The sequence below is a fragment of the Shinella agrisoli genome (assembly GCF_046557955.1).
In the GTDB taxonomy this organism is placed as follows: Bacteria; Pseudomonadota; Alphaproteobacteria; order Rhizobiales; family Rhizobiaceae; genus Shinella.
On the sequence record NZ_JBJIEP010000005.1, the window covers coordinates 276,188 to 298,115 of the forward strand.

The window sequence follows — 21,928 nt, forward strand, 5'->3', positions numbered from 1 at the left end:
CCAATGACGTACGCGGTCAAGAATCTCACTCATGGACGCGAACTGATCGCCTTCAGGATCGGCGATCAGGAGTTTTGCGTGAACATCATGTCGGTCCGGGAAATCCGTGGATGGACCCCGGCGACCGCGATGCCGCACGCGCCCGCCTACGTTCTGGGCGTGATCAACCTGCGTGGCGCCGTGCTGCCGATCGTCGACCTGTCGCTGCGCCTCGGCATGAAGCCGGTCGAGCCGACCGTGCGCCACGTCATCATCGTCGCCCAGGTCGGCTCGAAGGTCGTGGGCCTGCTCGTCGACGCGGTCTCCGACATCCTGACCGTGACGGACGAGAACATCCAGCCGACGCCGGACATCGCGAACGAAGCGGAGAAGGCCTATGCCCGCGGCATCCTCGCCATCGAGGGCCGCATGATCTGCCTCATCGAGCTCGATGCCCTGTTCCCGCATACCGAAAGCGAAGCTGCATGACCTATTCGCCGGCCATCGATACCAGGCAGTCTCCGGACGAGTGCCTTGCGAGCGGCGAATATCCGCTGACGCGCCGGGACCTTTCCGAGATTGCGGCCATGATCTATGCGGATGCGGGCATCTATCTCAACGAGACGAAAGCCTCGCTGGTCTATTCGCGCCTGTCGAAGCATATCCGTGCGCTCGGCCTCAAGGGGTTTCGCGAGTACTGCGCGCTGGTTTCCTCCCCCGCCGGCGCGGCTGCGCGCAAGGAGATGCTGTCGCACCTGACGACGAACTTCACGCGCTTCTTCCGCGAGAACCACCACTTCGACCACCTGCGCACCGAGGTCCTGCCGGACCTGCTGGCCCGTGCCCGCAATGGCGGGCGGGTGCGCATCTGGTCGGCCGCCTGCTCGGACGGGCAGGAGCCCTATTCGATCGCGCTCACCGTGCTGTCGCTGATGCCGAACGTCGCCGACTACGACTTCCGCATCCTGGCGACGGACATTGACCCGAAGATTCTGGCGGTCGCCCGCGCCGGCGCCTATGATGCGACCGCGCTCGAAACCGTCAATCCGGTCATGCGCAAGCAGTTCTTCCGCGAGACGGAGATCGCCGGCCGGCAGAAGTGGCAGATCGACGACCGGGTGAAGCGCCTCATCACCTTCAACGAATTGAACCTGATGGCCGCGTGGCCCTTCAAGGGTCCGTTCGACGTCATCTTCTGCCGCAACGTCGTCATCTATTTCGACGAACCGACGCAGATGAAGATCTGGTCGCGCTTCGCCGGCATGCTCGCCGACAACGGCCACCTCTATATCGGCCATTCCGAGCGCGTTTCGGGTGAAGCGAAGAACCAGTTCGACAATATCGGCATCACAACCTACCGCTACACCGGCAAGAACAGGGGGAGGGGCGCATGATGGCACCCGCGCGCGTACTCGTCGTCGACGACTCGCCGACCATGCGCGGCCTGATCACGGCCGTGCTCAACGCCGATCCGGAAGTCAATGTCGTCGGCCAGGCGGGCGACGCCATGGAAGCCCGCAACGCGATCAAGCAGCTCAATCCGGACGTCGTGACGCTGGATATCGAGATGCCGAACATGAACGGGCTCGAATTCCTCGACAAGATCATGAAGCTCCGCCCGATGCCTGTCATCATGGTATCGACGCTGACCCATCGCGGTGCGGAAGCCTCGCTGATGGCGCTCGAAATCGGCGCCTTCGATTGCGTGGGCAAGCCGCAGCCGGGCGATGTGCGCCCTTTCGGCGACCTCGCCGAGAAGGTGAAGGCGGCCGCCCGTTCGCAGCGCCGCTTCCATGCCGAGCCGCCGCCGCTTGCGCCGACCTCGGCCAACGTCAACCCGGCCGCCGGCTACAAGGCGGGCCGCAAGGTCGTCGCCATCGGCTCCTCGACGGGCGGGGTGGAGGCGCTGATCGCGGTCCTGCAGAAGTTTCCGGTCAACTGCCCGCCGACCGTGATCACGCAGCACATGCCGCCGAGCTTCACCAAGAGCTTCGCCGACCGGCTGAACCGGCTCTGCGCGCCGGTGGTGCAGGAGGCGACGGATGGCGCGCGGCTGGAGATCGGCAAGATCTACCTGGCGCCCGGCGGCGACCGCCATCTCCAGATAGCCAACCCGCACGCGCCCTGCTGCCGGCTGGTGGAACGGGATCCGGTCAACGGCCACCGCCCCTCGGTGGATGTGCTGTTCGATTCGGTTGCAGAGCTCGCCGGCCGCAATGCCGTCGGCGTCATCCTGACCGGCATGGGCCGGGACGGAGCGGCGGGTTTGCTGAAAATGCGCCATGCAGGGGCGCGGACCATCGGCCAGAACGAAAAAACCTGCGTCGTATATGGAATGCCGAGAGTGGCTTTCGAGCTGGGTGCCGTCGAGCACCAGTTTCCGCTCTCCTCCATAGGGGAGGAAATCTTGAAGATCACTGCGGCCCGTAGAGAAGGGAGCGAATAATGTCTATCGCTGAAAAAATCAAAGTTCTTATCGTTGACGACCAGGTGACGAGCCGCCTGCTTCTGGGCGATGCCCTGCAGCAGCTCGGCTTCAAGCAGATCACCGCCGCCGGCGACGGCGCGCAGGGCATGGCCATCATGACCCAGCAGCCGCACCACCTCGTCATCTCCGACTTCAACATGCCGAAGATGGACGGCATCGAGTTCCTCCAGGCGGTGCGGTCGAACCCCAACACCAAGAAGGCGGCCTTCATCATCCTGACCGCACAGGGCGACCGTGCGCTGGTGCAGAAGGCGGCGGCGCTCGGCGCGAACAACGTCCTGGCAAAGCCCTTCACCATCGAGAAGATGAAGGCGGCCATCGAGGCCGTGTTCGGGGCATTGAAATGATATCGGAAGCCGGGGCGCGCCGCGTCCATGTCATCCAGGGCGAATACAAGGTCTTCAACGATCCGAATGTGGTGCTCACCACCATTCTCGGCTCGTGCGTGGCCGCCTGCATGCGCGACCCGGTCATTGGCGTCGGCGGCATGAACCATTTCCTGCTGCCGGGCTCGGCCGAGGCGATGGCCTCGGGGGGCGATGCCACGCGCTACGGCGTGCACCTGATGGAACTGCTGATCAACGGCCTCCTGAAGCAGGGCGCGCGACGCGACCGGCTGGAGGCGAAGATTTTCGGGGGAGCGAGGACGATCGCACGCTTTTCCAATGTCGGCGAGCAGAACGCGCGCTTTGCCCGGCAGTTCCTGATGGACGAAGGCATCAAGATCGTCGGAGAAAGCACGGGCGGCGAGCATGGCCGCAAGCTGGAATATTGGCCGTCGAGCGGCCGGGCCCGGCAATACGCCCTAACGGGCGTCGAGACGCAGAAGACGGTGGCGCTGGAGCAGCAGCGGCCCGCCCCCGTCGTCAAGCCTGCCGAGAGCTCGATCGAATTCTTCTGAGCGGGCGGCATCGCCCGAAGGAAGCGGAAATACCACGCGTATGTGCGTTGCCGGCCGCCGCAGTCGAGCCGCCGGCCCCGCACGGGGAAAGAGGGTAACCCATGCAAGCCGAGTATCTGAGTGCAGCGACCGCCATGGAGGAAGCCCTTCCGGATGTCCTGATGCGAATCGTGTCCGAGCTGCACGACGTCGCTTACCTGATAGAACGCATCGAGCCGCAGCTTTCCGGCGCCAACGGCGAGGCCATGCTCGACGCCGCGGAACGCATGATGGTGCTGCAGGGCATCGACCTTGCCGTCCAGAAGACGCGGGGGCTTGCCGAGTTCATCGACACGATCACGGCGGGCATTCCCGAATCCTGGATCGTCGACGTCACGACGGCGCTCAACCTCGTGAAACTTGCCGACATGCAGAAGGCGCTTGGCAGCGGGATGCGCCATGGCCATTCCCAGCCCATCGGCAAGGCGGCCGGCGATTTCGAGGCCTTCTAGGAAACTTATAATACAATCAGAATGTTCGGCGGCGCCTGGAGGGCGCCGTCTTTCGTTCGGCTGCCCTTTGAAGCAGGCGGCAACGAAATGTTCGCGCAAGTTTCACCGTCTACTCTCCATGCCGGATCAGTCAGATCCGCGTACTCCATGGGGCAGTCGGCGCGTGCGGAAATGTGCCGGTTCCGCCCCACGTGATTGAAAATGCGTCTGATCGCGTCGGCATGGTAGGCCGATGTCCAGGCGACCAGTTCGTGCGGGAACAGAATGAATCTGTTGGAACAGTTGACGAAAGTCTACAAGAACCTGGCGTCGCTGGGGCAGGCGAAACTTGCGATGCTGGCGGGAGCCGCCGTCGTTTCGATCGGCCTCGTGCTTGCCGCCGGGATCCTGGTGAACAAACCCGCTTACGAGACGCTCTATGTCGGCCTCGAGAAGACCGACGTGAACCAGATCAGCCTGGCGCTCGCCGAGGCCAATATCGACTTCAATACCGGAACGGACGGATCGAGCATCGAAGTGCCGGTCGGGCAGACGGGCAAGGCGCGGCTCTATCTCGCCGAGCGCGGCCTGCCGAGCAGCGCCAATTCCGGCTACGAGCTCTTCGACAAGGTCGGCTCCCTCGGCCTCACCTCCTTCATGCAGGAGGTGACGCGCGTCCGCGCGCTCGAAGGCGAGATCGCCCGCACCATCCAGCAGATCAGCGGCATCGCCGCCGCCCGCGTCCACATCGTGATGCCGGAGCGCGGCAATTTCCGCAAGGCCGAGCAGGTGCCGACCGCGTCCGTCATGATTCGGGCGAGCGCGCAGGCCGGCCGCGAATCGGCCGCCGCGATCCGCCATCTCGTCGCCGCCTCCGTGCCGGGCCTGGAAGTGGACGGCGTGACCATCCTGGATTCCGCCGGCCAGCTTCTCGCCTCCGGCGACGATCCGGAGAACGGCGCGGTCAACCGTTCGCTGACGGCGGTCCAGACCGTCCAGAGCGAGATCGAACGCAATATCGAGAAGGCGCTCGCGCCCTTCCTCGGCATGGACAATTTCCGCGCCAGCGTCACCGCATCGCTCAACACGGACACGCAGCAGATCCAGGAAACGGTCTACGATCCGGAATCGCGCGTGGAGCGCTCCGTGCGCGTGACGCGGGAAAGCCAGAAGTCCAGCCAGCAGGCATCGAACAAGGCGGCGACCGTCGAGCAGAACATTCCGCAGGGCGGTCCCGACGGCAACGGTGACGGTCCGCAGTCGAGCGACGAGGCGGACAAGAAGGAAGAGCAGACCAACTACGAGATCAACAGCAAGACGGTCGCCACCGTGCGCAACGGCGTTGCGGTCGAAAAGCTGTCGGTCGCGGTCGTCGTCAACCGCGCGCGCGTCGCCGCCATGGTCGGCGAGCCGGTGGACCAGGCGAAGATCGACGCCTATATCGCCGACATGCAGAAGATCGTCTCGTCCGCCGCCGGCCTCAACGCCGATCGCGGCGACGTGATCACGATCACCGCCATGGAATTCCTCGACCACCAGCTTCTCGACGCGGCGGTTCCGGGACCGGGCGTCATGGAGGTGCTGACGCGCAACCTCGGCGGCATCATCAATGCGCTCGCCTTCATCGGCGTCGCCTTCCTGGTGGTCTGGTTCGGCCTTCGCCCGGCCGTCCGCTCGGTCACCGGCGGCGGTGCGCCGGCGGGCGCGCTGGAAAGCGATGCGGCCGGTCTGGAGCTTCCCGACTTCTCGCCGGCCGGCGGCATCGGCGGCCCGGGCGCCACCCTCATGGACGGCTTCGGCGCGGATTTCGGCTTCGACAGCACCGACGACCTGCTCAATGCGAGCGACGGAAGCGAGGGCACCTTCAACCGGCGCGTCAAGGAAGGCCCGGAACGGCGCCTCAGCCGCATGGTCGAGATCAGCGAGGAGCGCGCCGCCAAGATCCTGCGCAAATGGGCCGTGGAGAAGGAAGCGGCCTGACGTCCCTGGAGATGCAAAGAGCACGACGCGGCCGGAAACGGCCGCGTCGCTTCGTTTGCGGCAATGCCGGACAGCGACATTTTTTGACCCGTGCTGTCGCTTTTGCGTAACGCTCGCCCGCGCGGTTCGCGGCCCTTTTCCCGCAACCGGACTCCTCTCGGCCGGGCATCGTGTTCACGCCCGCGTGATCGGGGAAAAAAGTTTGCGGTCTTTAGACGGCAAGGCGCGATCGCGATGCGCAACCAGCGATTACGTTAGCGATCTGTTTGGAAATCGAAGCCGAATGCCCGATCTGAATATTTCATGGTTAACAATGGGTTAATCGAAAGTCGTTTGCCAGCGCGTTGCATATGGCTGCTTGCAAATCACTTTGCGAAAATCGATTCATAGAAGCCGGCAAAAGTAAATCCCGAGAAGATGGCGATGGTTTTTAGCGTTAGGAGATGTACACTTTAGTTACTGATTCGCTTGGTGATTCTCGCTGATGCGGCCTGACCGGAAAGGGGGTTCGGACGGTTCCGAACACTTGTCGGGAAGGAGGCGGGGATTTCCGTTCGGAATCGGAACAGGGGGCTATCATGGAAACGATCCGGTCGGATGTCACGGCCTGGGAATCCTATGGATTCTCTGCCGAGTCGGGTGAGCGTAAGAGTGCGCGTGAGCTTCTGGTTCAGCACCTGGGACGCTGTGCGGATCGCGCCGGCCTCTCTTCGGGTCTGAAGGCCCTGACCGATTATGTCAGCGCCTCCCATTATCTTCTCGTCCGCCACGATGTCTCGCCGGAAGCGGGCCTTGAAATCGTGGTCGCGTCCGACTGGCCCTTCGACATGGTCCGCGGCATCGCCGACACGGTCGTGGCAAGCCAGTCCCGCATGAGCGAGCTCGACAAGTGCCTGGGCCTCTTGAAGCCCCGCTTCAGCCACCTGGGCGATGGCTTCGTGGTGCCGAAGGGCATCAGCCGCGAATATTGCACCATCGCCTTCCATGTCGGGCGGGTGCGCATGTCGCTGCTGCTTCTCTTCCCGGAGCATTTCATCCTGTCGCAGAGCAAGCTGCGCGATGTCGGCGTCATGACCGGCTATTTCGCAAGCGTCTGCTGCCGGGGCGCGATCCTCAGGCAGGAGCGCGAAATGGATCTGACCGAGCGCGAGATCGAGTGCCTCTACTGGATCGCCGAGGGCAAGACCAGCGACGAGATCGCCGTCATCCTCGGCATATCGCGCAACACGATCAACAACTACATCACCAGCGTGATGCGCAAGACCGCGACCAAGACGCGGTCGGAGGCGATCGCCTGGGCCGTTCGCAACAGCCTGGTCTGAGGAGAACTGCCATGGACAATCCGCTTTCCGCCCCCGCTGCCATGGAGACGGAAATCCGGCTCGCGCGGCCGCCCAAGGCGGCGCGGGCGTCCGATTTCGTGGCCCGCCTGCAGGTGATGCAGACGATCCTCGGCGCAAAGCATTTCGCGGTGTTGCGGGTCAGCGGCCACGGCTTGCCGTCGGCACGGAAGCTCACGCTTTCCCTGCACAACTGGTCCCATGATGTCGACGGCAATGCCCGCGCGCTTCTGCAAGCCTATGGGCCGGCGATGCTCGCCCATCTTGAGACGTCCATGCTGCCGCTGCTGTGGGAGGGAGCGGGCGACGATCAGTTTGCCGAATCGGGCGCCGAACCCTTCACCACGCGTCTGCCGGCACGGCTCCTGCCCTGGTCGGGCATGGCCTTCCCGGTCCGGCTCGGCGCGCACGGCAACGGTTACGTCCTCTTCACGGGTGCTTTCATCGCGCCCTCCAGCGACCTTATCGTCGACATGCACATGAAGAGCTGCCAGGTGCTCATCGACATGCTGGCCTGCAAGGAAAAGAAGCTGGCGCCGTCCGAGGCGCTCAGCGAACGCGAGATCACCTGCCTCCAGATGGCCGGCGACGGGTGCATCTCGGAAGCGATCGCCGAGAAGATGGGCCTCTCCGTGCACACGGTGAACGCCTATCTCGGCACGGCCACGACGAAGCTCGACGCGGTGAACCGCATCCAGGCGATCGCGAAGGCCATCCGTCTCGGCTACATCACCTGACAGGCCAAGGTGAGGATCGGCTCCAAGGCCATTTTCCGCCGGCCTCTCCTTCGCCATGGTCGGGCTTGACCCGACCGTCCGCGCCGCCGGTGCCGCTGGGTCTTCGGATCAAGCCCGAGGATGGTGTTGCGGGTGGGGAAGGTGCCTCCTGAACGCTCAGTGCGCGTGCTGCGACGACGAATCGGACTTCACGTAACGCGCTTCCTGCAAGCTCTTGCGCAGGAAGGCGGTGTTGTCGTCGGGATTGGCGGACGGATCGTTGAAGGCCACATGGGTGACCTCCACGCCGGCCTTGTCCTTCTGAAGCAGGAGCTTGGCGTAGACCGTCACGCCCTGCGGGCGGATCTCCATGTCCAGCGTCACCTCCGGCTCAGTGTCCCAGTCGAGACGGTAGTCGCCGCCTGCGCCGAAGTTGATCGTGCCGGGCAGGAAGTAGAGCTCCGCCGCCGAGGAGACCAGGTCGGCGAGGTTACCGTAGCACTCGAAACGCAACAGCGAGACGAGGTCGGCGGCATCGAGCAGTCTGAGCTCGGTCGCGACCGGGCAGATCGCTTCGGCAACGATCTTCTCGCGCTCGGCGGAAAAGGTGCATTTTCTCATCGGATCTAGTTTACCCGTCTGGTCTGGGGCGAGGCTGCGTAAACCCGGTGAATCAGCTCCGCCACGGCCTTGTAGAACACCGGTGGGATGACACTATCCACCGAGACTTGCGCAAACATTGAGCGTGCGAGCGGCGGATCCTCGAAGACGGGGATTCCGTTCTCTTCCGCGATCTCGCGAATCCTGAGGGCGATGAGGTCCTGGCCCTTGGCGACGACGACCGGCGCATCGCCTTCCTCCCGCACATAGCGCAGCGCAACGGCGAAGTGGGTCGGGTTGGCGATGACGAGGGTGGCGCGGGGCACCGCGGTCATCATCCGCCGGCGGATGCGGTCGCGCTGGATCGAGCGCATGCGGGCCTTCACGATCGGGTCGCCCTGCGCCTGCTTCATCTCCTCCTTCACCTCCTGCTTCGTCATCATGAGCTCGGAGAACCAGTGGTGGCGCGTCCAGGCGAAGTCGAGGCCCGCGATCAGGGCGGTCGCGAAGAGGATGATCAGCAGGACCTTGTTGACGTCCGAGCTCATCATGTAGATGAGCGCCGCGGGCTCGGAGAACATGGTGTCGAGCGAGGCAAGGTAGTCGCCCCGCATGGCGAGGGCCACGACCAGCGAGACGAGCAGGATCTTGATCAGCGACTTGCCGAACTCGACGAGGCCGGGCTTGCCGAACAGGCGGCCGAGGCCCTTCGTCGGGCTGAGCCGGCTGATCTGCGGACGCACGCGCTCCAGCACCGGGCTCGGCAGGTTCTGGAACACCGAGGAGGCGACGCCGAAGATCATCATCATGGCAAGGATGGGCAGCAGGAGGGCGCCGGCCTCCCAGCCGAGATGGCGGAAGATCGCGATGACGTCCGTGCCCGTCTTCAGGTTCCAGGCCTCGGGCTGCTCGAAGAAGTCGCGCAGCGTCTCGTTCATGCGCGAGAGCCCGCCCGGCAGGAAGAAGACGAGGAAGAGATAGATCGCAAGCGTCGAGGCGAAGACCGTGATCTCGCGCGAGAAGGGCGTGTTGCCCTTCTCCATCGCGTCGCGAAGCTTCTTCTCGGTCGGGAGTTCTGTTTTACTGTCCTTGTCGTCGTCCGACACGTCGCGCTCCCCGGCCACCGTCAACTGCTACAGAAGCCCTTGCGCCAGGAACGGCGCGCGGCACTGTAGGGGCCAAAAACAAGCGGCCCGAACCCCATTTCAGGAGATTCGGGCCGTAGATACGCTCCGCTTGCGGCGCTACCGTGTCAAGCAGGATCAGGCAGCCTGCTGCTCCTGTTCCTTCTCCTTCAACTGGATTTGTCCGGCAGCGGCGAGGCGGATCGCCTCCTGCGTGATGGAACGGCGGGCGATCGCCACCTCGCGCGGGTTTACGCCCTGGTCGCCGGCGGCGAGGTCCGATTCGATCATGCGGCGCTGGCGCGCGCCGATCGAGGAGAGAACGGCCTCGCGCAGTTCCATCGACGCGCCGCGCAGGGCGGCGGTGATGATGTCGCCGGCCACGTCGTTGAACAGCGACACGCGGCTTCTCTGCGGCATGTAGAGCACGTCCTCGAAGAGGAAGATCTTCGGGCGCACCTTCTTGACCGATTCGGTCGAGACCGTTTCGAGCGAGGCGAGCATCTCGTCGACCTGCGACTTCTCGAGCTCGTTCATCAGATCGGCGACCTTGTTCGAGCCGACCGAGTTGCGCTCCGCATCGAGCGCGTTGATCATCTCGATGACGCGCGCCTCGACGATCGCGGTCGCTTTCGGGCTCGCATCCTTCAGGTTGACGGTGCGGTTGATGACGTCTGCGCGGTGGCTTTCCGGAATTTCGAGCAGCACCTTCGCGCCGAAGGAGGACGGCATCATCGAGAGGATGTAGGCGATGGTCTGCGGATGCTCGTTGAGCAGGAACTTCGCGACGAAGACCGGGTCGGCGTCCTGCAGGCGGTCCCAGATCGTCGTCTCGTAGGCCTGGAATGCGGCGCGGCGGCCGAGCAGTCCGTCCACCTCGTCCGGCGTCAGGCCCTCCTCCAGGATGCCCTCCATCATCTTGGCATTGTCCATCAGGCCCGCGCCCTCGGTAAAGAGGTCCTCGAACTCGTTGACGAGCTCGATCAGTTCGTGCGGCGGGATGGCGCGCAGGTTCTGGGCCGCGGCGATGATCGCCTGGAGCTCGCTCTGGGTGAAATATTTCAAGAGCTTGCCGGCCACACCCTTGCCCATGGCGAGAAGGACGGCTGCTGCCTTCTCGACCTGCGTCAGCGGCGTGCCGACCGCTGTGGAGGTGCCGAAATTTTCGAAATCCATCATGGATGTCTCCCTGAGGCCCGACCGGGCATCAGATCTTGCGTGTACTCTTCACTTCGATGAGCTTGACCCCGAAGCGGGTGTCGTCGTTTTCGAGAACCGTGATCTCGCCCCGGCCGATCACCCGGCCGTTGACCATGACCTCGACCGGTTCGCCGATGCGGCGGTCGAGCGCGATGGTGGCGCCTTCACTGAGGTTCATGAGGCTGGAGACCTGCATCTGAGAGGATCCCAGGACGATCTGCAGATCGATCGGGATATCCATGATGAGGTCCAGGTTGGACTGCATGGCGCTGCCCGGACGCGGGGTTTCCGCGATGTCGGCGGAAAAATCGCTGCCGGCGCCGAAATCCGCGCCGCCGAAACCGGTGTCCGCACTGAAATCGGCCGTGGCGGCCGCGCCGCCGAAGTCGGTATTGCCGAAATCGCCGCCGAATGCGGCGAGCGGATCGTCTCCCGCCGCCGGAACATCCGCGCCGAGCGTGCCCGAGGCATCCTTCTGAAGTACGCCGCGCAAGTCGTCGATCGCCTGCTCCAGTTCCTGGTCGCCAGCGTTGATGGAAGACATGATGTCGTCAGCGATGGGTGTTTTCTTTGGTGCCATGAGACCACTATTCCATTCGAAACTTGCCTGAGGCGTGCCGTCCCGCAGGATTCACGCGCAAACTATCCGATGATGTGCTGGAGAAGGTCGTCCTCCGAGCCGTAGGTATCCTTGACGCGGACCGTGTAGCGGGCGCCGGAACGGCCGAACTCGCAGATGTAGAGGTTGCGGCCGTTCGCGTTCACCTCGACACGCACGTCTCCCGCCTCGTTGAAGGGGATGATGTCTCCCGCCTGGAGCCTGCTGATCGTGTCGAGCGTCTGCGCTTCGAGGCGGATGCGCGCCTCGAGCGTGACCTTGGAACGGCGGACCTGTTCGCTGAGCCGTTCGCTCCATTCGACGCGCGTCTTCGGCGCATTGGCCGGCTTCGGCGCGGTGATGGTCGATTTCAGCAGCACCCCTTGCGGAATGACGACGTGGAAGGTCGACAGCACCGGTCCGATGCCGACGGCCATGTTGACCATGGCGACGAAGTGCTCGTCGCTGCCGTCGTCGGAGGGCTTGCGGGTTTCGGCATTGTGCGCCGGGCCGAGGAAGGGTTCATAGCCGTTCGCGCCGTTGACGGCCGTCTTCAGCACGCTGGAGATGCGGTCGAACATCATCGCGGCGACATCCAGCTCGATCTTGGAGAGCGGGCGCGGCTCGGGGTCCTCGATCGAATCGCTGATCGCGCCGAGCATGTTCTCGACGAGCGTGATGATCATCGGGCTGTCGCAGATGAGCGTGAAACGCTCGCACCAGTCGCGCAGGGAGGCGTCGCAGCAGGCCATCGCGCCGCCGAGCCCGGAGACGAGCGCGCCGTATCGGCCGGTCTCGAAGCCGGCATAGGACACGGCGACCTCGAAGCCGAGTTCGCTTTCCAGCATGTCCGGCAGGAATTCGGCGAAGACCTCGCCCAGGCTGGCGCAGAGCCGGGAAATCGTCGCCTGGTCGCCGAGCTTGCCGGTCAGGCGCGCCAGAACGATGGGATCCATGGTGGGATGAGGGGTCACGGTCGCTGCACTCATGTCTTAGGCCGCCTTCGAATCGCCGCCGCCCGGATTCATCATTTCCTGCTCCACCGCGTCGATGGAGGGGCGTTCGTAGGAGGAGATGGTCTTGCGGCCGTATTCCAGCGCGACCTGCGGGACCGAGCCGTTCATGTAGGCGAGCAGCGTCTGCTTCACGATGACGTAGAGACGGTTCTGCTTTTCGCGCACCACCTTGATGTTCGCGGTGATCGGCGACACGACCGAATAGGACAGGAAGATGCCGAGCATGGTGCCGACCAGGGCCGAGCCGATAAGGCCGCCGAGCACTTCCGGAGATTCGTTGATCTTGCTCATGGCCTTGATGACGCCGAGAACGGCGGCGATGATGCCGATGGCCGGGAAGGCGTCGCCCATGGTCGTCAGCGAGTGGTACGGCTTCATCTTGTCGCGCGTGATCGTCTGGATCTCCTCGTCCATCAGCGCCTCGATCTCGTGGCTGCGGGCATTGCCGATGATGATGAGGCGGACATAGTCGCAGATGAAGGCGGTCAGTTCCTTGTTGGCGAGCACGGTCGGCGCTGCCTGGAAGATCGACGATTCCTCCGGATTGTCGATGTGCGCCTCGATCTCGTTGCGCGATTTCGTGCGCAGGTCCCGCATCAGGCTGTAGAGTACGCCGAGCGTGTCGAGGTAGTCGCGTTCCTTTGGCACCTTGTGCTTGAAGGCCTCGCCGAGCGCCTTGCCGGTTTCCTTGATCACCTTCATCGTGTTCGCCACGATGAAGCCGCCGATGCCGGCGCCGCCGATGATCATGAGTTCGAAGGGCTGGTTCAGCACTTCGACGTGCCCGCCCATGGCCATGAAGCCGCCCAAGACGCAGCCGATGGTGACGATGAGGCCGATGATGATGTTCATGAGCGAAGGTGTCCCGACACAATTCTGACCGTTCCGGAATACGGTTCCAGCCTTGCGTGAGGCTGTACCGGGACGGCAGGTTTACGGATCAGGTTCGCGCAAGCAAAACCCCGCAGGATCAAGGCTCAAAACGGGCATTCGTGCCTTCTTGAACCTGATCGGCGGCCTATCGTGACGACCACCTATACGAGCTACAAGCTGATTTCCTCCGACCTCCAGACGTCGCTGAAGCGCGTCTCGGAACAGCCGGACGTCAAGCGCGAGACCGAGTACTATCTCGCCAGGATCGGCAGCATAAAGACGATCGACGCCTTCTTCGCCGACGAGCGGCTTTACAACTACGTGATGAAGGCGCACGGGCTGGAGGACATGGCCTATGCCAAGGCCTTCATGCGCAAGGTGCTGGCCGAGGGCGTCGACGACAAGGATGCCTTCGCCAACAACCTCACCGACAGCCGCTACAAGGAACTGGCCGAATCGCTGAACTTCGCCCGGCACGGCGAGCTTGCCACCACCTTCGACCGCGCCCAGAAGGGCGTCGTCGACAAATATGCCCGCCAGACGCTGGAAGTGACCGCAGGCGAGGACAATACGGGCGTGCGCCTCGCGCTCTACTTCGAGCGCATGGCTTCCTCCATCACCTCCGGCTATTCCATCATCGCCGACGATGCGCTGGCGCAGGTCGTGCGTACGGCGCTTCAGCTGCCGGCCGAGTTCGCCGCAACCGATATCGACCGGCAGGCCGCCTATTACGAGGACGTGCTGAACCTGGAGGATTTCAAGGATCCCTCTGCGGTGGGCAAGTTCCTCGAGCGCTTCACCGCGATGTGGGAGCTCGAAAATCCCACCGGCAGCTACGATCCGCTGACCTTCTTCCAGCCGTCGAGCCTGACCGGCATTTCGACGGACCTGCTCCTTTCCATCAACAACCTGAAACTCGGAGGTCGCTGAGATGCAGACCGGGCTCTATGTATCGCTTTCGTCCCAGCTTGCGCTCGACCGCCGCCTCACGACGCTCGCCGACAATGTCGCGAACGCGACGACGGTCGGCTTCCGCGCCACCGAGGTCAAGTTCAACCAGGTCGTCAGCGACCAGAAGACCGCCGACGTCGCCTTCGTCTCGGAAGGCAGGGAGTTCCTGTCGACGCGCAGCGGAGGCATCACCGAGACCGGCGGTCCGCTCGATTTCGCGATCAAGGGCGATGCCTGGTTCCAGGTGGAAACGCCCGCCGGCCCGACGCTCACCCGCGACGGCCGCTTCACGTTGACGGATGCCGGCGAACTGGTGACGCTGAACGGCTATCCCGTTCTCGATGCGGGTGGCGGTCCCATCCAGATCGACGCGAATGCCGGTCCGATCCTGCTCAGCGCCGACGGCCAGCTCAACCAGAACGGCCGGCCGGTGGCCGCCCTCGGCATCTTCGAGGCGGACCTCTCCGGCGGTTTCGTTCGTGCCGGCAACAGCGGCATCATCCCCACCCTGCAGCCGCAGCCCATCGTCGACCGCGTCGATGCGGGCGTCGTGCAGGGCTATGTGGAGGAATCGAACGTCAACGCCATCGGCGAGATGACGCAGCTCATCCAGGTCACGCGTGCCTTCGAGAACATCGCGTCCCTCATCCGCGACAGCGAGGAATCCCTGAAGGAAGCCATCCGCACCTTCGGCGGGAACCGGTAAGCGCGCATGGCAGAGGGCATGACGACCGATGAAAGACGCGCCCCTGAAGGCGGACGCATGCTGAACGCGCTCGCCGGGCTGGTGCGGCGCTATTCCTCCCCGGAATTCTCGGTCGCCCATGGCGGCCATGTCCAGACGATCGCGGCCGGCAACTATACGGTCAGCGGCCTGTCGCGGCACGTCCGGCTCGGCGATTTCGTGGCGCACAAGAGCGCGACGGGCATCCACCTCGGCGAGGTCGTCCGCGTCGAGCCGGAGACGGTCGTCGTTTGCCCCATCGAGCCGGGCGAGCCGATCGGCATCCACGACACGGTCATCCGCAAGGGCGCCTTCCGCGTCGCGCCGACCGGCTCCTGGTGCGGCCGCACGATCAATGCCCTCGGCGAGCCGATCGACGGGCTCGGCCCGCTGGTGCAGGGCGATGTGCGCCGGTCCATTTCCAACTCCGCGCCGCCTTCGATGACGCGCAAGCGCGTCGAAAAGGGCTTCCAGACGGGCGTGCGCGCGATCGACATCTTCGCGCCGCTCTGCCTCGGCCAGCGTCTCGGCATCTTCGCCGGCTCGGGCGTCGGCAAGTCGACATTGCTGTCGATGCTTGCGCGGGCGGACGCCTTCGACAAGGTGGTGATCGCGCTCGTCGGCGAGCGCGGCCGCGAAGTGCGCGAGTTCATCGAGGACACGCTCGGCGACAACCTCGCCAAGTCCGTCGCCGTCGTGGCGACCAGCGACGAGAGCCCGATGCTGCGCAAGATGGCGCCGCTGACGGCTGTCACCATCGCCGAACACTATCGCGACCAGGGCGACAACGTGCTGCTGATCGTCGACAGCGTGACGCGTTTCGCCCATGCGATCCGCGAGGTGGCGACCGCTTCCGGCGAGCCCCCGATCGCACGCGGCTACCCGGCCTCCGTCTTCACGGAGCTTCCCCGCCTGCTGGAACGGGCAGGGCCCGGCGCGGAGGGCGCCGGCACGATCACCGCGATCATCTCGATCCTTGTCGACGGCGACAACCACAACGACCCGATCGCCGATTCGACGCGCGGCATCCTCGATGGCCATATCGTGCTCGAGCGCAGCCTTGCGGAGGAGGGGCGCTATCCGCCGATCAACCCGCTTGCCTCGATTTCGCGCCTTGCCCGCAAGGCCTGGACGCCGGACCAGGAGAAGCTGGTGGCACGGCTGAAGTCGCTCATCCACCGCTTCGAGGAAACGCGCGACCTGCGCCTCATCGGCGGCTACCGCCCCGGCGGCGATCCCGACCTCGACATGGCGATCAAGCAGGTGCCGGTCATTTATGAGGTTCTGAAACAGACGCCGGGCGAGCGGCCCGCCGGCGACGCGTTCTCCGATCTCGCGATCGCGCTGAAGAATGCGGCCGGGCAGGGCGGCGCGCCGGCAACGCGAAGGGGATGACAGTGACGGATTTCGACGCAGACGAGACGATCCAGCCGCTCAAGCGGCCGGAACGGGGATATTACAGCGTGGGCGACAAGGTTCTTGTCGGTGCCGGCGTGATGCTTGCGGCCGGTGCCGCCTTCTTCCCCTGGTACGTCTTCCTCAACCCGGAAAAGTTCTCGGTGCCGACCCTCTGGCAGGGTGCGACCCGAGAGCTGCCGGAAACGGCGGCGAAGGCGGTGGTGAGCGTCTCTCCCGCCGCCATGGTCGACGACGACAAGAATCCTGCGCTCGAAGGCGTCGACCCGGTCGCCACGGCCACGACGTCCGGCCTCGGCGCGGAAAGGACGCTCGGCGCTCCGGTGGAGACCGGCCTCGACCAGCCGCTGCCGGCCGATTCCGGCTTCCGGCTGATGCATGTGGCGAACGGCCGGGCGCTCATCGAGGACGCCCGCGGCATGTATATCGTGCGCGTCGGCTCGATCCTGCCGGACAACAGCCGTCTTGCGACGCTGGAGCAGCGCGACGGCGCCTGGGTCATCGTCACGTCGAACGGCGACGTGATCAAGCGCAACTGATCCGGCGGACCCCGCCCGCAAATGGCGCGGATCCGGACGATGCGCGCGCCGCTGCCTTCTTGCGCTCGAAGGGGATGCCGCCGGCAGGCTGGGCGACGACATTTATTTTCCCGCAAATTCAGCGTCTTGCCGGGAAACGGCGGGACAGCAAGTCTGACGCAAGATTGGCTCCGTAGGTTCGCCGTGAACAAGGATGGAGCTTGTCATGCAACCGATACAACTGTTTGAACTGGCATCGAAGCAGGCCGAATGGCTCTCAGTCCGCCAGAGCGTGGTTGCAGGCAACATCGCCAACGCCAATACCCCCGGGTTCAAGGCGAAGGACGTGACCCCCTTCCAGTCGGTGCTCGAAACCACGGGCATCCGCATGGCGGCGACGCAGCCGGGCCATTTCACCGAAACCGAAATGGCAAGCCGCGTCATCGAGACCAGGCCCACCGAGGAGATCGGCGTGCAGGAGTCCGGCAACACCGTCGGTCTTGCCGAAGAGCTCATGAAGGAAGGGCAGGTCAAGCGTGAGTTCGAGTTGAATGCCGGCCTCGTAAAGGCCTTTCATCGCATGATGCTGATGACAGTCAGAAGGTAAAAAATGGATCCGCTCGTAGCTTCCTTGAAAGTCGCGGCCTCGGGACTTGAGGCGCAGTCCACCCGCATTCGTATCGTTTCGGAAAACCTGGCGAATGCCCGCTCGACGGGCGACACTCCCGGCGCCGATCCGTTCCGCCGCAAGACAGTGACCTTTGCCGCCGAACTGGACCGCGCGACCAATGCGGCGCTCGTCGAGGTGGAACGCCTCGGTTTCGACGAGACCGAGTTCTCGACCGAGTACGATCCCGGCAATCCGGCCGCCGACGAAAAGGGCTTCGTCAAGATGCCGAACGTCAACGTGCTGGTCGAGATGGCCGACATGCGCGAAGCCAACCGCTCCTATGAAGCCAACCTGCAGAGCATCAAGCAGTCGCGCGACCTGATCAGCGCGACGATCGACCTGCTGAGGGCATCGCAATGATCGAAAGCGTCAAGGGCGTAAACTCCCTCTTCTCCGACAGCGCCCTGACGGGGGTGGAAACGGGAACGGCCAGCTCCGTATCCGCTGCCGCCGCGCAGGGCACCGGCACCCAGATGAGTTTCGCCCAGGTGCTGGGCGACATGGCGAGCGACATGGCGAACACGCTGAAACTCGGCGAGACCAAGTCCTTCGAGGCCATCCAGGGCAAGGCGACGACCCGCGAAGTGGTCGATGCCGTCATGAACGCCGAGCAGTCGCTGCAGACCGCGATCGCCATCCGCGACAAGGTCGTCACCGCCTATCTCGAAATCGCCAGAATGCAGATCTGAGGACCGGACATGAAAGCCCTTGCCATCGCCGCGACCGGCATGAACGCGCAGCAGACCAACCTTGAAGTCATCGCGAACAACATCGCGAACATCAACACGACCGGCTTCAAGCGCGCCCGCGCCGAGTTCTCGGACCTGCTCTACCAGACCGAGCGCGCCGCAGGCGTGCCGAACCGCGCCAACCAGGCGGTCGTGCCGGAAGGCGCCATCATCGGCCTCGGCGTGAAGACCGCCGCCGTGCGCAACCTGCACCTCCAGGGCGGCCTCGTTTCCACCGGCAACTCCTTCGACCTCGCGCTGATCGGCCGCGGCTGGTTCCAGATCGAGGCGGCGGACGGTTCCACGCTCTACACCCGCTCCGGCGCCTTCAACACCAATGCGCAGGGCCAGCTCGTCACGCTCGACGGCTATACCGTCGTGCCCGGCATCGTCGTGCCGCAAGATGCGACGGAGGTCACCGTCAGCAAGTCGGGCCAGGTCTATGCGACCGTCGGCGGCGAGCAGCAGGAACTCGGGCAGATCACGCTGGCGAACTTCGTCAACGAGGCGGGCCTCGAGCCGCTCGGCGAAAACCTCTACCGCGAAACCGCCGCATCCGGCCCGGCCAATGTCGGCGCGCCGGACGAGGCCGGCTTCGCCTACATCCAGCAGAACTACCTCGAAGCCTCCAACGTCGATCCGGTCAAGGAGATCACCGACCTGATCTCCGCGCAGCGCGCCTACGAAATGAACTCCAAGATCATCCAGGCGGCGGACGAGATGGCGGCGGTGGTCAGCAAGAACCTGAGATAGCAACCGGACATGCGGGGAACATGATGTTTCGCCTGATAGCAGCTCTTCGTACCGGAAAGACCCTATCCGCATGGCGGCGCGCGATCCTCGCCGCGCCGGCGGTGCTGCTCGGTCTTCTGGCGGCCGATGCGGCCCTTGCCGACATGCGCACCGCGGTCGTGCCCAAGCGCATCATCTATCCGGGCGAGGAGCTCGACGCGGGCCAGCTCGAAGAGGTCGAGGTCACCAATCCGAACATCGTGAAGGGCTACGCGGAAACCATCGCCGCCGTGAACGGCCTCGTGACCAAGCGCACGCTGCTTCCGGGCCGGGTCATCCTCACCTCGGCGCTGCGCGAGCCTTTCGCCGTTTCCCGCGGCACCACCGTCCAGCTCGTTTTCGACAACGGGTCGCTCGTTCTGCGCGCCGCCGGCACCCCCTTGCAGGATGCGGCGGTCGGCGAGCTCGTCAAGGTCCGCAACAAGGATTCCGGCGTGATCGTCTCCGGCACGGTCATGGACGATGGAACCGTCCACGTGGTGGCGAAATGATGCAGTCCCTCCTTCTCCGCGCCGCCGCCTTCCTCGCATGCCTGGTGCTTGCGGCAGGTCCCGCGCTGCCGGCCGCCCGCATCAAGGATGTCGCCTCGCTGCAGGCCGGCCGCGAGAACCAGCTCATCGGCTACGGTCTCGTCGTCGGCCTCCAGGGCACCGGCGACAGCATGCGCTCCTCGCCGTTTACCGAACAGTCCATGCGCGCCATGCTGCAGAACCTCGGCATCTCGATGGTCGGCACGCAGACACGTGCGAAGAACATCGCGGCCGTGCTCGTCACAGCCAACCTGCCGCCTTTCGCCAGCCCCGGCAGCCGCATCGACGTGACCGTCGGCTCGCTCGGCGATGCGACCTCGCTGCGCGGCGGCACGCTCGTCATGACCTCGCTTTCCGGCGCCGACGGCCAGATCTATGCCGTCGCGCAGGGTTCGATCGTCGTCACCGGCGTCAGTGCCGGCGGCGAGGCGGCCACCGTGCAGCAGGGCGTGACGACCGCCGGCCGCGTGCCGAACGGCGCGATCATCGAACGCGAGCTGCCCTCGCGCTTCAAGGATTCGTCCGACCTCGTGCTGCAACTGCGCAACCCGGACTTCTCGACCTCGGTCGGCATGGCGGACGCCATAAACCGTTATGCGGCCGCCCAGTACGGCGCGCCCATCGCCGAATCGCGCGATTCGCAGTCCGTCTATATCGCCAAGCCGAAGATGGCGGACCTCGCCCGCCTGATGGCCGACATCGAGAACCTCGTCATCGAGACGGATGCGCCGGCGCGCGTCGTCATCAACGAGCGCACGGGCACGATCGTCATCGGCCAGGACGTGCGCATCTCGCCCGTCGCCGTCAGCTACGGCACGCTGACCGTGCAGGTCAACGAGATGCCGCAGGTGATCCAGCCGGAACCCTTCTCCAGGGGCGTGACGGCCGTCCAGCCGAATACGGACATCCTCGTGCAGCAGGACGGCGGCAATGTCGCGATGCTCGACGGCTCCAGCCTGCGCTCGCTCGTCTCGGGCCTCAACAGCATCGGCGTCAAGCCGGATGGCATCATCTCCATCCTGCAGAGCATCAAGACGGCCGGCGCCCTTCAGGCAGAACTGGTGCTGCAATGACGACAGGCATGGCTCCCTCAACCCTTGCGCGCAGGCTGGTCCTTCCCCTGGCCGGCTTCGTCATGATGGCCATTCCCGGCGCCTTCGCCGAGGAGCGTCCGGTGATCACGACGACCAACGCGAGCGCCGACGAGATCCGCGAATTCTGCACCAATATCGCGGATGCCGCACGCGACCGGCGCTACCTCCTCCAGAAGCAGGAGCTGGAAAACCTGCAAAAGGACGTCGACGCGCGCATCAGGACGCTGGAGGCCCGGCGCGCCGAATACGAGGACTGGCTCAAGCGCCGCAACGACTTCCTGAAGACCGCCGAAGCGGGCCTCGTCGAAATCTACCGGAAGATGAAGCCGGATGCCGCAGCCTCCCAGCTTGCCGAACTCGATCCGGAAATCGCCTCGGCCATCGTCATGAAGCTGCCGCCGCGCCAGTCGAGCACCATTCTGAGCGAGATGCCGGCCGACAAGGCCGCGGCGCTCACCCGCATCATCGCCTCGGCGACCGACAAGAACACGTCAAAGGACCCGTCATGAAAAAGACCGCCTCCGTACTTGCCGTCGCGATGGCCTTGTCGGGCTGCAGCCAGGCCGTGAAAGAGATCGGCCGGGCGCCGTCGATGAGTCCGATCGGCAGCGGGCTCAACTATGCGGAGACCCCGCAGATGGCGATGTATCCCAAGCAGCCGCGCACGGCGGTTTCCGGTTACTCGATCTGGAGCGACCAGCAGTCGGCACTCTTCAAGGATTCGCGCGCATTCAAGGTCGGCGACATCCTGACCGTCAATATCCGCGTCAACGACCGCGCGAGCTTCGACAACAAGACCGACCGGTCCCGCACCAATAAGAGCGGCATGAACCTCGGCTTCGGCGGCTCCGGCAACAATTTCAGCGTGGACACGGAAGCCGACCTTTCCTTCGGTTCCTCGACCAGCACGAAGGGCGACGGCACGACGGAGCGTTCGGAAAAGCTGAACCTGCTCGTCGCCGCCGTCGTCACCGGCGTGATCGAGAACGGCAACCTGCTGATCAGCGGTTCGCAGGAGGTGCGCGTGAACCACGAGCTGCGCATCCTCAACGTGGCCGGCATCGTGCGGCCGCAGGACGTCGACGCCAACAACCAGATTTCCTACGAGCGCATCGCGGAAGCCCGCATCTCCTACGGCGGCCGCGGCCGCCTGACCGAAGTGCAGCAGCCGCCGTGGGGCCAACAGGCTGTCGATCTGTTCTCGCCGATCTGACGATCGC

Annotated in this window: 27 protein-coding genes; 21 read left to right on the forward strand and 6 right to left on the reverse strand. The window is 64.6% G+C overall.

Features of this window, described 5'->3' with window-relative positions:
- Positions 1 to 3 precede the first annotated feature (3 nt).
- From ACIIOY_RS07090 to visR, 9 genes are all read left to right on the forward strand, one after another.
- Positions 4 to 468 (forward strand): chemotaxis protein CheW, encoded by a 465-nt coding sequence (locus ACIIOY_RS07090; protein ID WP_411033928.1) that lies wholly within the window; start codon positions 4 to 6, stop codon positions 466 to 468.
- Positions 465 to 1,373 carry a protein-glutamate O-methyltransferase CheR gene (cheR, locus tag ACIIOY_RS07095; RefSeq protein ID WP_411033929.1) on the forward strand — a complete coding sequence of 303 codons (909 nt, stop codon included), beginning with the start codon at positions 465 to 467 and terminating at the stop codon, positions 1,371 to 1,373. Before ACIIOY_RS07090 ends, cheR begins: the two co-directional genes overlap by 4 nt.
- Complete coding sequence (gene cheB / locus ACIIOY_RS07100) at positions 1,370 to 2,425, forward strand: protein-glutamate O-methylesterase CheB (protein WP_411033930.1); 1,056 nt, start codon at positions 1,370 to 1,372, stop codon at positions 2,423 to 2,425. Before cheR ends, cheB begins: the two co-directional genes overlap by 4 nt.
- Positions 2,425 to 2,814 carry a response regulator gene (locus tag ACIIOY_RS07105; RefSeq protein ID WP_119257659.1) on the forward strand — a complete coding sequence of 130 codons (390 nt, stop codon included), beginning with the start codon at positions 2,425 to 2,427 and terminating at the stop codon, positions 2,812 to 2,814. The genes cheB and ACIIOY_RS07105 overlap by 1 nt, the downstream gene beginning before the upstream one ends.
- On the forward strand, positions 2,811 to 3,368 hold the full coding sequence (cheD, locus tag ACIIOY_RS07110) for a chemoreceptor glutamine deamidase CheD (protein WP_411033931.1): 558 nt from the start codon (positions 2,811 to 2,813) through the stop codon (positions 3,366 to 3,368). Before ACIIOY_RS07105 ends, cheD begins: the two co-directional genes overlap by 4 nt.
- A 101-nt stretch (positions 3,369 to 3,469) precedes the next feature.
- Positions 3,470 to 3,859 (forward strand): chemotaxis protein CheT, encoded by a 390-nt coding sequence (cheT, locus tag ACIIOY_RS07115; protein WP_411033932.1) that lies wholly within the window; start codon positions 3,470 to 3,472, stop codon positions 3,857 to 3,859.
- Between the two features lie 264 nt (positions 3,860 to 4,123).
- Positions 4,124 to 5,818, forward strand: coding sequence for a flagellar basal-body MS-ring/collar protein FliF (fliF, locus tag ACIIOY_RS07120; RefSeq protein ID WP_411033933.1), 1,695 nt, complete (start codon positions 4,124 to 4,126; stop codon positions 5,816 to 5,818).
- Between the two features lie 578 nt (positions 5,819 to 6,396).
- Entirely contained in the window at positions 6,397 to 7,140 is a 744-nt protein-coding gene (gene visN / locus ACIIOY_RS07125) for a transcriptional regulator VisN (protein ID WP_411033934.1), read from the forward strand.
- 11 nt (positions 7,141 to 7,151) lie between these two features.
- Positions 7,152 to 7,895 carry a transcriptional regulator VisR gene (visR, locus tag ACIIOY_RS07130; protein ID WP_411033935.1) on the forward strand — a complete coding sequence of 248 codons (744 nt, stop codon included), beginning with the start codon at positions 7,152 to 7,154 and terminating at the stop codon, positions 7,893 to 7,895.
- Positions 7,896 to 8,051: 156 nt separating this feature from the next.
- On the opposite strand, the gene ACIIOY_RS07135 is transcribed toward visR, so the two are convergent.
- The 6 genes from ACIIOY_RS07135 to motA all read right to left on the reverse strand — a co-directional run bounded on the left by ACIIOY_RS07135 (position 8,052) and on the right by motA (position 13,264).
- Complete coding sequence (locus ACIIOY_RS07135; RefSeq protein WP_411033936.1) at positions 8,052 to 8,495, reverse strand: BspJ family T4SS effector nucleomodulin; 444 nt, start codon at positions 8,493 to 8,495, stop codon at positions 8,052 to 8,054.
- A gap of 5 nt (positions 8,496 to 8,500) precedes the next feature.
- Positions 8,501 to 9,598, reverse strand: coding sequence for a flagellar biosynthesis protein FlhB (flhB, locus tag ACIIOY_RS07140; protein WP_411033937.1), 1,098 nt, complete (start codon positions 9,596 to 9,598; stop codon positions 8,501 to 8,503).
- A gap of 138 nt (positions 9,599 to 9,736) precedes the next feature.
- Positions 9,737 to 10,777: a flagellar motor switch protein FliG gene (fliG, locus tag ACIIOY_RS07145; protein ID WP_411033938.1), complete on the reverse strand. Its 1,041-nt coding sequence runs from the start codon at positions 10,775 to 10,777 to the stop codon at positions 9,737 to 9,739.
- 28 nt (positions 10,778 to 10,805) lie between these two features.
- Positions 10,806 to 11,378 (reverse strand): flagellar motor switch protein FliN, encoded by a 573-nt coding sequence (gene fliN, locus ACIIOY_RS07150; protein WP_411033939.1) that lies wholly within the window; start codon positions 11,376 to 11,378, stop codon positions 10,806 to 10,808.
- Positions 11,379 to 11,440: 62 nt separating this feature from the next.
- Positions 11,441 to 12,385 carry a FliM/FliN family flagellar motor switch protein gene (locus ACIIOY_RS07155; RefSeq protein ID WP_411033940.1) on the reverse strand — a complete coding sequence of 315 codons (945 nt, stop codon included), beginning with the start codon at positions 12,383 to 12,385 and terminating at the stop codon, positions 11,441 to 11,443.
- A gap of 3 nt (positions 12,386 to 12,388) precedes the next feature.
- Positions 12,389 to 13,264, reverse strand: coding sequence for a flagellar motor stator protein MotA (gene motA, locus ACIIOY_RS07160; protein ID WP_411033941.1), 876 nt, complete (start codon positions 13,262 to 13,264; stop codon positions 12,389 to 12,391).
- Positions 13,265 to 13,435: 171 nt separating this feature from the next.
- On the opposite strand from motA, the gene ACIIOY_RS07165 reads away from it, so the two are divergent.
- From ACIIOY_RS07165 to flgH, 12 genes are all read left to right on the forward strand, one after another.
- Complete coding sequence (locus ACIIOY_RS07165) at positions 13,436 to 14,215, forward strand: DUF1217 domain-containing protein (protein ID WP_411033942.1); 780 nt, start codon at positions 13,436 to 13,438, stop codon at positions 14,213 to 14,215.
- Position 14,216: 1 nt separating this feature from the next.
- A complete protein-coding gene (gene flgF, locus ACIIOY_RS07170; RefSeq protein WP_411033943.1) occupies positions 14,217 to 14,942 on the forward strand; it encodes a flagellar basal-body rod protein FlgF in 726 nt (241 codons plus the stop codon).
- A gap of 18 nt (positions 14,943 to 14,960) precedes the next feature.
- Positions 14,961 to 16,355: a flagellar protein export ATPase FliI gene (fliI, locus tag ACIIOY_RS07175; protein ID WP_411033944.1), complete on the forward strand. Its 1,395-nt coding sequence runs from the start codon at positions 14,961 to 14,963 to the stop codon at positions 16,353 to 16,355.
- Positions 16,352 to 16,915, forward strand: coding sequence for a flagellar protein (locus ACIIOY_RS07180; protein ID WP_411033945.1), 564 nt, complete (start codon positions 16,352 to 16,354; stop codon positions 16,913 to 16,915). The genes fliI and ACIIOY_RS07180 overlap by 4 nt, the downstream gene beginning before the upstream one ends.
- A gap of 205 nt (positions 16,916 to 17,120) precedes the next feature.
- Positions 17,121 to 17,501 carry a flagellar basal body rod protein FlgB gene (gene flgB, locus ACIIOY_RS07185; protein ID WP_411033991.1) on the forward strand — a complete coding sequence of 127 codons (381 nt, stop codon included), beginning with the start codon at positions 17,121 to 17,123 and terminating at the stop codon, positions 17,499 to 17,501.
- 3 nt (positions 17,502 to 17,504) lie between these two features.
- Positions 17,505 to 17,924 (forward strand): flagellar basal body rod protein FlgC, encoded by a 420-nt coding sequence (gene flgC, locus ACIIOY_RS07190; protein ID WP_411033946.1) that lies wholly within the window; start codon positions 17,505 to 17,507, stop codon positions 17,922 to 17,924.
- Positions 17,921 to 18,253 (forward strand): flagellar hook-basal body complex protein FliE, encoded by a 333-nt coding sequence (gene fliE / locus ACIIOY_RS07195; protein WP_411033947.1) that lies wholly within the window; start codon positions 17,921 to 17,923, stop codon positions 18,251 to 18,253. The genes flgC and fliE overlap by 4 nt, the downstream gene beginning before the upstream one ends.
- A 9-nt stretch (positions 18,254 to 18,262) precedes the next feature.
- Entirely contained in the window at positions 18,263 to 19,045 is a 783-nt protein-coding gene (gene flgG, locus ACIIOY_RS07200) for a flagellar basal-body rod protein FlgG (RefSeq protein WP_411033948.1), read from the forward strand.
- A gap of 20 nt (positions 19,046 to 19,065) precedes the next feature.
- Entirely contained in the window at positions 19,066 to 19,575 is a 510-nt protein-coding gene (gene flgA / locus ACIIOY_RS07205) for a flagellar basal body P-ring formation chaperone FlgA (RefSeq protein ID WP_411033949.1), read from the forward strand.
- Complete coding sequence (locus ACIIOY_RS07210) at positions 19,575 to 20,687, forward strand: flagellar basal body P-ring protein FlgI (protein WP_411033992.1); 1,113 nt, start codon at positions 19,575 to 19,577, stop codon at positions 20,685 to 20,687. Before flgA ends, ACIIOY_RS07210 begins: the two co-directional genes overlap by 1 nt.
- A complete protein-coding gene (locus ACIIOY_RS07215; protein ID WP_411033950.1) occupies positions 20,684 to 21,217 on the forward strand; it encodes a MotE family protein in 534 nt (177 codons plus the stop codon). Before ACIIOY_RS07210 ends, ACIIOY_RS07215 begins: the two co-directional genes overlap by 4 nt.
- On the forward strand, positions 21,214 to 21,921 hold the full coding sequence (gene flgH / locus ACIIOY_RS07220; RefSeq protein WP_411033951.1) for a flagellar basal body L-ring protein FlgH: 708 nt from the start codon (positions 21,214 to 21,216) through the stop codon (positions 21,919 to 21,921). Before ACIIOY_RS07215 ends, flgH begins: the two co-directional genes overlap by 4 nt.
- The last annotated feature ends 7 nt before the right edge of the window (positions 21,922 to 21,928 follow it).